Annotated in this window: 4 protein-coding genes and 1 pseudogene; 4 read left to right on the top strand and 1 reads right to left on the bottom strand. The window is 40.3% G+C overall.

Annotated features, from left to right (window positions below):
• Window positions 1-12 precede the first annotated feature (12 nt).
• Window positions 13-477 (top strand): hypothetical protein, encoded by a 465-nt coding sequence (locus tag KP712_RS03580; RefSeq protein WP_111353937.1) that lies wholly within the window; start codon window positions 13-15, stop codon window positions 475-477.
• On the top strand, window positions 450-1277 hold the full coding sequence (locus KP712_RS03575) for a nucleotidyl transferase AbiEii/AbiGii toxin family protein (RefSeq protein WP_065265163.1): 828 nt from the start codon (window positions 450-452) through the stop codon (window positions 1275-1277). The genes KP712_RS03580 and KP712_RS03575 overlap by 28 nt, the downstream gene beginning before the upstream one ends.
• Window positions 1278-1314: 37 nt before the next feature.
• Here KP712_RS03575 and KP712_RS03570 read toward each other — a convergent pair whose 3' ends face one another.
• Entirely contained in the window at window positions 1315-1821 is a 507-nt protein-coding gene (locus tag KP712_RS03570; protein WP_065265164.1) for a hypothetical protein, read from the bottom strand.
• A gap of 131 nt (window positions 1822-1952) precedes the next feature.
• Between KP712_RS03570 and KP712_RS03565 the strand changes: the two are divergent.
• Together KP712_RS03565 and KP712_RS09115 are read left to right on the top strand one after the other, a co-directional pair.
• Window positions 1953-2060 (top strand): annotated as a pseudogene (locus tag KP712_RS03565) (acylneuraminate cytidylyltransferase); the annotation flags it as partial.
• 295 nt (window positions 2061-2355) lie between these two features.
• On the top strand, window positions 2356-13041 hold the full coding sequence (locus tag KP712_RS09115; protein ID WP_252346402.1) for a YadA-like family protein: 10686 nt from the start codon (window positions 2356-2358) through the stop codon (window positions 13039-13041).
• The last annotated feature ends 111 nt before the right edge of the window (window positions 13042-13152 follow it).

Here is a 13152-nt window from a genome sequence, read left to right as displayed (position 1 = left end):
TAAGGAAAGTTTATGCTGTATATTCCTCAAACACACCCTAAACGCTATGTCAGTAGTATTGTGGCATTAAACGTGCATAGTCCAAATGGTACGGGCGATTGGCATAGTGCGGCAGCGTTAAATGATGATGCTTATCCGCAAGATTTTTACATTTACGGTGAAAACCAAAAAAGAAACACGAATCATCTATTGGGAAATCTAGGCGTAATTGATGGCACTAAACGATTAAATGAAATGGGATATTACCCTAAAAATTATCCTGTTTGGCTTGCCGACCACCCCCGTGCTTGCGTGGATTATCTCTATACCGCTGTACTTCAAACAGGCTCAATCGGACGTGTTATTTTAGATGATTGGTTCCCTAATGATGAAGATAAACAGTCAGTTTATGATTTGCTGAATCAAATTGAACCACACTTAACTGAACAAGAATGGGAAAATTTACAATTATGGAAACGCAAAAACCCGATAATGTAATGCTCACGGAACGTGATAAACATCACGAAAAATTGATGGTGAATATCCTAAAAAATCTTTCTGATACGCCTTTGGTTTTAAAGGGCGGTACAGCACTTTATCTCGGTTACGGCTTAAACCGTTTTTCCGAAGATTTAGATTTTGACTCTGGTAAGAAGTTAAATTTGCTCAATAAAATTAAAGCATCAGCTCCGCACGGTATTGTCATTGATGAGATTAATGTGAAAAAAGATACAGATACAGTGAGCCGTTATATTGTGAATTATCATATCCGTGATACAGGTGTCAAAGATGCCCTAAAAATGGAAATTTCTTACCGAACACCCGCATCAGATGAGCAAATTACGGTTAAAGATGGCATTCGTTTTTCATCGGTAGAACGCATTATTGATAACAAACTGCACGCCACTTATGATGGTGATAATATTCGAACGAAAGGGCGTGATTTATTTGATTTGCATTTCTTAGCAAGCCATTATGCTGAATATTTCGATGATGAACTTGCTGCACGTTTAAAAGGTTTTTCACAAGATCCTGATAAATTAGTGAGCTTATATCGGGAAGATATTGAAGCCGATCCATTACTAAATAAGATTATGGACGTTGAACAAATTGCACTTGAGCTAAATGAAATGGCAGAAATGATTTATTTCACGCAACAAATGCACAATCACCCAGCTATGCAGGCATTAACGCCTAATGCTCAAAAGCAATTTAAAGCATTGCTAGATGAAGCAACAAATAAGAAAGAAGAAACACCACAAAATGTTGTGTCGTCCTCGCTTAAAATGAAATTCTAAATGATAATAGCGGTATTTCTACCGCTATTCCTTCCCCCTATTCAAACGATTTTAACCGCCATTCTGATGTATCAAACATTCCTCTTTTCTTAATCTTATAATGTAAGTACTTCTCTTGTCGCTCAATGATTCCTTGTTTATATAACTTACGCAGTGCATTTCCGATAGCACATTTATGCTGTATTGTTACTTCAGGGTAATGAGTGGTTAATAACTCTTTATCTATTTTAATCGCATAAGAAGTGATTAAATATAAATCTAGCCATTGATTCTTTTGTTTAAATACTTCTGAAATTAGATACGATAAATTCTTATTGAATGGTTTTTGACGAAGTAATTTTGCAGCATCATAATCCTTTTTAATCGTGTTAAAATCAAAATTGGGATCGATATATCCTAAAGATGTTGTAAAAGAGCTAATCTGTGCTTCTAATAATTTCTCTTGATTAACCAATTCTTTCAATCTATAAGAGACAATCGTTTTTTCTTTATGGCATTTCTCAAGTAACTTTACCATTTGCGAAATTAGATAGGCTTCTGACATAATAAAAATCTCCATTGAATTGTAAGTTCAATGGAGATTGTAGTATTTTCAAGTGGTTAAATCTTTGTGCAACTGCTACATAATGCCGCGCACTCTTATAAATAAAACCGCTCCTTTGGGGCGGTTTTTTGTTTGTTGCCCCAATGCGTTTTTATTTAATGCCAACTTATCGTTCCATTGATATTGATTCCACACTTGATTTGCAATTAGCAGAAAGTTTAATTTCAAAAGAATTCTAAAAAAATTGGCCGCACGTTGCGGCCTTTGTTTTTTGATAAGCCTATTTGCTTTTTCTCAATAAAAAACGCCCCTAAAACTCACCGCACTTTTGTTTACTTCTTGTGCAAAAAAAAGCAAACGTTTGCTATTATTTTTCATTACACTTGATAAATGTAAATTATCGTAAAGATTGTATTTTTAAATTGAACTTCATGACTAAATCTGTATAATTTTTCCACTTTATTTACGCCTGACTTCTTTTATTAATTGAATAAGAGATTAAAGGTATTTTTTAACATCGTGAGATATATATTTATGAATAAAATCTTCCGTATCGTTTGGAGCCAAGCAACGCAATCTTGGGTGGTCGTTTCAGAATTAACCAAAGCACACAAAAAACAAAGTTCATCAAATTCACAAGGAAGTGCGGTCAAATTTTCAGGGAATTTTATTAAATCTTCAGCAGTCGCATTGGCATTATTAAGCGGTCATTCGGCTTATGCAGCTGTTGCAACGAATCCAGCTGGTGAAGGGGGAGCTGATAATGTTGCTTTTGGAGCACAATCGAATGCAAGTGGAGCGGGCGCTGTAGCCTTGGGGAAAACGGCTACAGCTAGCCGTTCTGGTGCAGTAGCCTTGGGAACAGAAACAAAGGCTGAGCACAACAATGCTGTAGCCATAGGTAAAAAAGCACAATCTACAGGAGACAGTGCAATTGCCCTAGGTTTTGAATCTAAATCTACTAGTGACCAGTCAGTTGCTATTGGGTTGCAGACTAATGCAAGTAATAAGCAAGCAGTGGCAGTAGGTTATACAAGTAAAGCAACTGGTGAGTATTCCATTGCTATCGGTAAAGATGCAAATGCATCGAAAGAATCTAGTGTTGCCTTAGGTAGTGGTACACAATCAACGAATAATTACACCACAGCGGTCGGCGGAAAAGCTTTAGCGAATCAAGAAGGAGCTACAGCTTTAGGATATGAAGCTAAAGCTACTGCTACAAATACAATTGCTATAGGTAACTCAGCGAAGGCAGAACAAGAAGGCGTCTTAGCCTTAGGCTCGGCATCGTTTGCACAAGGAAAAGATACAATAGCAATCGGTAACTCAGCAGCTGCCAAAAAAGAGGGAGATATCATCATTGGTAAGGATGCAAAAAGCCGTAACGAAGGTGGTGGACGTAGTGTTGCCATTGGCTTTAAAGCAAGTGCAGGTAGTAATAGAAATGGTCATGAAACAAATGATGCTAGTACGGGAACACGGGGCGATGACGGTAGTGTGGCTATTGGTACGAATGCCTATACAGGACTTAATAAGAATAATACTGCCGTTAACAATTCAGTCGCACTCGGTGCCGGCGCGGGTGTAGGGTATCGCTCTGTGGATACTGATGGAAAACCTCTTGGCGTTGGTACGGATGCGGATGATAACGATAAGGTATTGGTCAAAGCCTTTGGCGGCACTACAAGTACATTAAATTATTTTCAAAACTCAGGAAAGGCTAAAGATGACAACTTCTTCTCGTTCCAAGGTGTAGATATTAATGAAGGTACCGCACTAGGCCGTAACACCCGTGCCATTGGTGACCAATCGGTAGCCATTGGTGCGCAATCTGTAGCAGGTCAAGGCTCTATCGTTATCGGCGGTAATGATATTCAAGCCTATGACAGAAAGAAATATTTTAAAGCTGCGGACCCGAATAGTGCAGATGCCAGAGGTGTTAATGATTTTAATGCGGCAGTCACTCCGGGTACAGGAAAAAATGGACAGCCAATTACGATTACTGAAAAATATAAAGAACTAGTAGGCGCTGGATTAGATAACTCCTATCGTGCTAGCTATGGTCAAGATGGTTCAACCGTAATCGGTATGCAGGCCCACTCTACCACCCCATTGGGCGTGGCGATTGGTACTAACTCTATCGTTCGAAAAGGTGCTTTTGGTTCGACTGCCATCGGTTCCGGTGCGTCTATCTTGGCTAATGCGGAGGCAGCAGTCGCTATCGGTATGGGCGCGGAAGCTCAGGGTAATTACGCCGTCGCTGCTGGTACGGCTGCTCGTGCTAAAGAATCTGCGGTGGCCGCAGGTTATCAAGCAAATGCTAATGTATCTGCGGTAGCTATCGGTGATCATTCTAATGCGACAACCTCTTCTGTGGCTGTCGGTCAGTTAGCACAAGCAACGAAAGAAGCTGATATTGCAGTTGGTCAAGGGGCGAAAGCGTCAGGTGAACAAGGTGCGATTGCTATGGGGCTTGGTACTCAGGCACAAGGTGATTCCTCCATTATGATTGGTGGATCGGAAATCAATAAAGTCGCTGCACAAAAAGTGACATATCAAAAAGAGAAAAAAGATGCCCAAGGGCATGCTGTAATAAAAACAACGAAGAAAAAAGAACTTATTGGTGGTGAAGAAGTAGATCGTACCATTCGTTCTGTCGAAATGGTTGGGGCAACGGGAACCATTCAAGAGGCCTATGGTGAATTAACGAATGGCGCTACCTTAAATACTACTAAATTAGATTATTCTTTAGCTGCGAATAAAAATGGTCATGGATCCATTTCTATGGGTATTCATTCTTTGTCCACTGGAGATTTAGGTACAGCTATTGGTACTGGAGCACGTGTTACCAAATTAGGTGGCGTAGCATTAGGTACCGGTGCAATTTCTGAATTACAAAACGGTGTCGCTATCGGTACAGGTTCAAGAGCGGATGCTAACTCTATTGGTACTCGACAAACAGATATTTCTTACAATAAAGACGGTCATATCGTTCCATTTGATAGCAAGGACGTTGCCTATACATTTTATTGGGCTGGTGGTGTCAATACTTCTGAAGGTGATGTTGTCTCCTTTGGTACACCAGGTGCAGAACGCCAGTTGAAAAATGTCGCAGCAGGTCGTATTGCCGATGATTCTACAGATGCGATCAATGGTTCTCAGTTAAACTCCGTTACCAAACGTATGTCCAGTGGTTGGGCTGTAGAAGCTGAAAAAGATAAAGACAGCTCTGGCGTACTGAAACTCAATGGTGCTGCTGCTACAGCGGGAACTGAAGTACATTCTGCGGATGGTAAAACAACAAAAAGAGAAAACGACGGTACAGCTACAGGCCATGTAGATAAAGTGCGCCTTAACGATGAAGTAAAAATTCGTGTAGGTGATAACTTGGTATTAAATCAAGAAGATGCGACTAGAGCAGCCTATGAAGATCCCGATAACCCAGATCGTAAAACAGGGACTCGTGTTACTTCTAAATTCACGTACTCTTTGAATCCAGAATTAAAAAAATTAAAAAGTGCATCATTTAAAAATGATGAAGGGGATACAACTGTTATCAATGGAGCAGGAGTGACAGTAACTCCTGCAACTGCGGGGAAACAACCTGTTTCGTTAACGACTACAGGTTTGAATAATGGTGGCAATGCGATTTCTAATGTGGCAGGTAATTTACCGAGCACTAAAAATAATGATGCTGCAACAGGCCCAAGTAATGCGACTAAATCTCAAGCAGCCCCAATGTTAGGAAATGCTGCAAATCAAGTAAATCCGACGAATGCAGCGACTGTATCTGATGTGTTGAATGCTGGTTGGAATTTGCAAGGTAACACCAAAGATGTAGATTTTGTGAAAGCCTATGATACAGTGAACTTCCTCAATGGTGACGGTACAACCGCTACTGTAGAAAGTGCAGATGGTAAAACATCTACGGTGAAATACAGTGTGAACCTTGGTAATGGTTTGGAAAAAGGTGGTGATAGTAAGATCACTGTGAAAGCAGCAGATAAATCGTTAGCTGTAGACAATAATGGTGTAAAAGTTAATCCAGCGGATAAGTCGTTAGAAACAACTGACGCTGGCTTAAAAGTTAAAACTGATGGTAATACCATTACGGTTGGAGATAATGGATTAAAAGTTAATACCGGAGAAATTGAACCTGTTACAACTGGAACTAATCCAGGTACTGTAAAAGTAAAAGATAATGATGCTGGAAAAATTGCTACTGTAGATTCTGTGGTAAAAGCTGTGAATAGTGCAGCATGGACAGCGACATCAGCAGCAACATCTGCTGGTGAATTAGGTAAAGCAGCAACTAACCAACTTGTAAAAGCAGGCGACAAAGTTACATTCGAAGCTGATAAAAATATCAAGATTACCCAAGAAGCGGGTAAATTCACATTCTCGACAAAAGATAATGTTGAATTTAAATCTGTCAAAGTCGGCGAAGACAAAGACGGCAAAAAACCGGTTAACTTGACGACAGATAAAGCAACCGATGTATCTAATAACGATCCGGCAAACAAACCGACAACAGCATTGAACGTGTCTTCAGACGGCAAACCGACCCAGATTACGGGTGTGGGTTCCGTATTGAATACAGAAGCAGTGCCGACAATTCCTGCCGGTACGGCGACAAATGCCGCCCAACAACCAAAATTGGTTAATTTAGGTACAGCTCACGGTCAAACTGCATTAGACAATAACGTACTAAATGCCGCGGCAACCGTACGTGATTTGGCGAACATGGGCTGGAAAGTCTCATCAGATAAAGCGACGGGTGCAGAAGATAAATCATACAACGATGTTGTGAGAAATGCGGACGAAGTGAAATTCGTCGGTAAAAACGCAGCCAAAGTATCGGGTAAAACCGAGAACGGCGTGCGCACTATTACCGTTGATGTAGTAGTGCCTGATGTTAAAACAGCCGAGCTTGTTTCAAGCAAAGACGGCTCTGTTATTGCGCCGTCAACTAATCCTGAGCTTCAAAAAGCATTAAAAGCTGCAAAAGACGAGTTGGCTAAATTGCCTAAAGATGCGTCAGATGAACAGAAGAAAGAGGCTGAGAATAAAGTAAAAGCTGCCGAAACAGAATTAAACAAAGCTTTAGATAACAAAGGCGTTGCTACGGCTAAAAACGTTGCGGATATGATCAACAACTCCGGATTTACGCTGAAAACTTCTAACGTGGATGGTGGTGAGAAAGTTTCAGGTGATGATGAAGTCATCAACCCGGGCAAAGCTGTTGAAATGATTGCAGGTAAAAACTTAACCGTGAAACAAGAAGCGAACGGTAAAGTGACCTATGCAACCAAAGACGATGTGTCATTCAATACTGTACAGGTAGGTGGCAGTGACGGTCCTAAACTTACGAAAACTCAGTCTGGAGATCTTAAATTATCCGATAAAGATGACACTAACCCAGTTGCTATTACAAATGTAAAATCTAACCTTCCTGAAACAAAGAATGGTATTCCTGCAGAAGTAACAAAAGCACAGCCAGCACCAACATTGGGAACAGAAGCTAACCAAGTGAATGTAAGTAATGCAGCTACTGTAGGCGATGTATTGAATGCGGGTTGGAACTTACAAAACAACGGCGAAGCCCGCGACTTTGTGAAACCGTATGACACAGTGAATTTTGTAGATGGAATCAATACCAAAGCGGTAGTAACCACGGATGCAGAAGGAAAAGTAAGTAATGTACAAATAGATGTAAAAGACTTACCGATCGCATATACAAATGAAGCTGGAGATAAAGTAGTTAAAGCTGCAGATGGAAAATATTACAAAGAAAGCGATTTAGCTGGAAAGGTATATGATCCAAAAACTAAGAAGTTTAAAAATGCAGATGGAACAGCATTGGATGAGCAACCAACAGAAGTAGCTGGAAATACTGTAAAAACTAATTTAGTAAATCCAAATGCAGCAGTAGATAAGACAGCAATAACAGATCCAAGTACATTAGGAAATGTTAAGAGTGGATTAGATACAATAAAAGATGCGAATGGAGGAACAACACCAACTGCTAAAGATAAAGCAGCAGGATTAGTAAACTTAACTAATGATAAAGTATCTGATAATAATGCAGCAACAGTTGGAGACTTAAGAAAAATGGGATGGGTAGTATCATCTGATAAGACAACAGATGGAACAGGAGAATACTCAGACCAAGTGAAGAATGCTAATGAAGTAAGATTCGTTGGAAAAGGAACGGCTAAAGTAAGCGGTAAAACTGAAGGAAATGTGAGAACGATAACGGTAGAAGTAAATGATCAATTATCAACTAATAATTCAGTTACTCCAGTAGTTTATACAAAAGCAGATGGAACAAAAGTATATCCAATAAAACAAGCAGATGGTACAACCAAGTTCTTTACTAATCCAGATGGAACGGGTGAGGAAGTACCAAATACAGATGTAATTACATCAGTAAATGGTCCAGATGGTACGACAACTCCTACAGCATTAAAAAATGTAAAAGGAAACTTACCGCAAGTAAATGATCAAGATAAGACTGTAAAAGGGCCAGATGGAAAACCTTATACAAAAGATGGAAATAATGTAATAGGAAATACAAAAGCACCAATTACAGCTGTAGAAGCTGCAGATATTGTCAATAAATCAGGAAATAACGCAGCGACTGTAGGTGATGTATTAAATGCAGGTTGGAACCTGCAAAACAATGGTGATGCGAAGGATTTTGTAAAACCATATGACACGGTAAATTTTGTTAATGGAACGGGAACCGTGGCAGTTGTTGAAACAAATAAGGAAGGTTTAAAGAGTAATGTCACCTTTAATGTCGATATGGCTGAAATGACACCAGAAAGTGACGGAACAGTAAAAGGTCCAGTACCACAAGATCTATTAGATGCATTAGATAAAGCTCAAGCAAAAGTTGATGAAAATCCTAAGGATGAAGCTGCGCAAGAAGCGTTAAGAGCTGCGGAAGATGCAGTGAATAAAGCGGGAGGCAATAAAGTTGCTAACGCTCAAAACGTTGCAGATATGATTAACTCATCTGGCTTTACGCTGAAAACATCTGAAGTTGATGGTGGTAAAAAAGTTACTGGAACGACGAAAGGTGATGGTGAATTAATTAATCCGGGTAAAACCGTTGAAATGGTAGCAGGCAAAAATATGTCTGTGAAACAAGATAACAACGGTAAAGTGACTTATGCAACGAAAGATGATGTGTCATTCAATACTGTTAATGTGGGTGCTGACAACACTTATGTAGACGAAAATGGTAAGCCAGTTACTAAGAAAGAAGACGGTACTTACACAGATGAAAATGGTCAGCCAATTGAAGAAAGCAAAGTAACCAAAGTGGCACCAGTTGCAATGAAAGCGGAGAAAGCCAAACCTGCAACGAATAACGGCAATAAAGCGGGAGACAAACCGACGACCGCATTGAATGTATCTTCTTCAGACGGAAAACCGACCCAGATTACGGGTGTGGGCTCTACCTTGAACGTGAAACCTGTGGATACCAATCCGAACGGTACGGCGACAACGGGTGATGCGCGTCCTAACTTGGTTGATTTGGTAGGTACAGACGCTGCACCGGTGAATAAAAACGCTGCGGCAACCGTAGGCGACCTACAAAATATGGGTTGGGTGGTATCGACCAAAGATGGCAACGGCTATAAAGATGTGGTGAAAAATGCGAACCAAGTGGACTTCGTGGGTAAAAATGGCATTACCGTAACCGGCAAAACTAAAGATGGTATTCGTACTATTACTGTTGAAACGGCTCAATCGCCAGTAGTTTATACCGATAAAGCAGGTAACAAACTGGTGAAAGCAGGAGATAACTTCTACCCAGCAGATTCAGTGGTGTTTGGTAATAAGGCTTATCCTGCAGATTCAGTGGTAATTGGTGGTAAAGTGTATCCTAAAGGTACAACACCAGAACAAGTAACAGCTGGCACTGCAACACCAGCAACGGCATTGACGAATGGTAAAAAACCAGCAGATATAATTGCTTCCATGAACAATGGTGATGACAAATCTACGAATGCGCCAATGCAATTGGGTAATGTAGCGCAAGGTGCAGAAACTATCGCGCCAGTGGATGCTAATGGCAATAAACTCGTTAAAGCAAATGACGGTAAGTATTACCCAGAAGGTAAAGTAAAAGCTGATGGTTCATTAGAAGATGGCACAACAGATGCGGATGTAAAACAACCGCTTAAATTGGCGAACGATGGTAAATGGTATCCAGCGGATCAAATCAGTGCGAAAGGTGTTCCTACTAATACTGCAAAAGCTGTAACACCACCAGCGAAGATGGATCCAGCAGCAGGTTTAGTAGACTTTGCAAACTCTAACCCGAACAATGCAGCGACAGTAGGCGACTTGCAAAATATGGGTTGGATTGTTGGTGCACCAGCGAATGGCTATACAGACCAAGTGCGTAATACCAATAAAGTGAACTTTGTTGGAAAAGGAATCGCAACTGTTACAGGCGAAACGGATGCGAATGGTGTTCGTACGATTACTGTAAACGTATCAAATGGCTTAGTGGATGTTGCGAAGAATGACGTAGGTACGCCAACAGGTGCAGTAACAGGACCGAAGAAAGCGGCTGAAGATGCATTAAACGTGGCTAAAGCTAAATTAGATGAGTTAAATAATAAGCCAACAGCAACAGAAGAGGAGAAAAAAGCTGCTCAAGATGCAGTAAATAAAGCTCAAAGTGCGGTGAATAATGCACCTAGTTTGATTGCAACAGCCGAAAATGTTGCGGATATGATTAACAAATCTGGCTTTACGCTGAAAGCGGATAAAACAGAGGGAGATAACTTAACTGCGGCTGATTTGGCAAAAGGTGAGATGATCAACCCAGGCGATACCATCACTATGAAAGCAGGCAAAAATATGTCTGTGAAACATGAGAAAGATGGTTCGATTACCTATGCAACGAAAGACGATGTTGAGTTCAACACAGTTAAAATTGCAAATCCAAATGGTGCGACTTATACCGATAAAAACAACAATCCTCTTGTGAAAGCGGATGATGGTAAGTTCTATCCAGCAGATCAAGTGGAAAATGGTAAGGTGAAAGATCCTGCAACAGCAACACCAGTTGAAGCAGATAAAGTCACAACCAAAGCAGCTCCATCGGTTGAATTTAAAGCTGAGAATGCAACTCCTGCGACAAATAACACAGGTAAAGATAAAGATGATAAGACTGTTGAACCTACAACAGCATTAAACATCTCATCTGACGATGGCAAACCGACCCAATTAAAAGGTGTGGGCTCTGTATTGAATACTGCAGATGTTAATACTTCAACAGGTGATCAACGTGATACCGATGGCAATGTAACAACACCAGCTAAAGAAGCAAAAGACAAACTAGTTAACTTAGGCACTAACCCGAAAAAAGATGATAAACCTTTAAGCGAAGAGACTTTAAATTCTGCAGCAACCGTTCGTGATTTAGCGAATATGGGGTGGGTGGTATCTGCAAAAGATAACAACTACACCAACACCGTGAAAAACGCGAACAAAGTGGAATTCAAAGGTGATAAAGGTATCTCTGTAACAGGTAAAGATGTTACTCAAAAAGATGGTACTGTTACTCGCGAAATTACTGTTGCGATTGCAGATGGTAAAGTGACTGATAAGGTAACGATTAATAAAGGTGGTAAAGATATCCCTGCTATTAAGATTGGTAACAACTATTATGCAGTTGATGATAATGGTAAACCAGTAGGCTACGAAGTAGATGAAAATGGTAAACCGACAGCAAATAATAAACCGATTGATGTGGCAGGTGCGACTATTACGAATGAGGGTAATAAAGTCGTAACAGGTAATACTGTGGCAACAGCAATCCAAGAGTCTGGTTGGAATATTGGTTTGGCTGATTCATCTAAAGCTAATAAAGCATTTGATGATGGTAGTAAAGCGTTATCAGCAGATAAACTTGAGAAAGTAAATCCAGATGACAATGTTCGTTTTGCCGATGGTAAAAATACCAAAGTTCAAGCTGCAACTGTGGATGAGGTGAATAGAGATGGTAAAAAAATCACCAATACCTATGTGAGATTTAATGTTGATTTACCAATTAGTCAAATTACCTCTGAAGATAAGGATGGTAATAAGGTTGCTAAAGCTGCCGATGGTAAATGGTACCCAGTTAAAGAGGGTAAACCTGATACAACCAAAGAAGCCTTAGAACCAAGTAACGTTCGTACATCAGCTTCAATGGATCCTGATGGCTTAGGAGATAAATATACCTCAACAACAAGTCGTGAAGAAGGTTTAACTCCAACTCAGCTTGGTGAATTGACGGGTAAACAAGAGGCTGCTGCAAAAGCCGCAGAAGAGAAGATTAAGGATTTATTGAAAGGTCAATCTAAGGATGTTATTGAGGCCGCTTCTAAAGCTGCAGTGGATGCGGCAAAAGAAGAAGCTAAAGTACAATATCTAAAAGATAATGGCTTAGATAAAGGTACTGGCGGTACAGTCATCTCTAATGTTGCATGGGGTACGAAACCAAGTGATGCGGTGAATGTTGATCAATTACAAAATAGTGGCATCAATGTTCATTCTAGAACGGTAGAAGGTTCAACAGGTAAAGTCATTTCAGGCAATACTTCTCCAACTAAAGTTAAAATGGATGAGACGGTTAATGTTGATGCAGGTAACAATATCGAGATTACACGTAATGGTCGTGATATTGCGATCGCAACTTCAATGACCCCTCAATTTGATAGTGTCCAATTTGGTAAAGAAGGACCTAAGATTACAGGTAAAGCTGCACAACCTGCAAAACCAGCAACAGCGACTAGCCCAGCTACACCAGCTCAGCCAGCTGAACTAAGTGTGAATGGTGCGAAAATTACTGATGTTGCACCTGGTCAAATTTCAGCAACTTCTAAAGATGCTATAAATGGTAGCCAGTTGTATGCTGTAGCTGCAGGTATTGGGCATAAACTTGGTGACTTGAATAACAAGATCAACAAAGTTGGAAAACGTGGAGATGCAGGTACTGCAAGTGCATTGGCAGCGGCGAATATTCCTCAGGCTTATACACCAGGTAAGAGCTTAGTTGGTATTGCAGCGGGTAGTTACCAAGGTCAAAACGGTCTTGCAGTAGGTATGTCTCGTATCTCTGATAATGGTAAGATCATCATCCGTTTATCTGGTACGGCAAATAGCCAAGGTAAAACTGGCGTTGCAGCTGGCGTAGGTTATCAATGGTAATTATCTGATAGCGAAAACATAATAAAAAAAACACCGCACTTTGCGGTGTTTTTTTATATCGGCTTTAAAAATATGCTTTAATTAACATTAAAAGAGAGGAAAATATGCCCC

Origin of the sequence: Haemophilus sp. SZY H68 (genome assembly GCF_018829685.1) — a bacterium.
GTDB classification, from domain to species: Bacteria; Pseudomonadota; Gammaproteobacteria; order Enterobacterales; family Pasteurellaceae; genus Haemophilus; species Haemophilus haemolyticus_K.
Note: the sequence above shows the minus strand (reverse complement) of the source record. Positions and strands in the feature narration are given on the sequence as shown.

What these genes read in the sequence shown, in the direction of transcription:
- KP712_RS03575 (WP_065265163.1), top strand. Translation starts at nt 450, where the DNA reads ATGGAAACGCAAAAACCCGATAATGTAATGCTCACGGAACGTGATAAA.
- KP712_RS09115 (WP_252346402.1), top strand. Translation starts at nt 2,356, where the DNA reads ATGAATAAAATCTTCCGTATCGTTTGGAGCCAAGCAACGCAATCTTGG.
- KP712_RS03570 (WP_065265164.1), bottom strand. Translation starts at nt 1,821, where the DNA reads ATGTCAGAAGCCTATCTAATTTCGCAAATGGTAAAGTTACTTGAGAAA.
- KP712_RS03580 (WP_111353937.1), top strand. Translation starts at nt 13, where the DNA reads ATGCTGTATATTCCTCAAACACACCCTAAACGCTATGTCAGTAGTATT.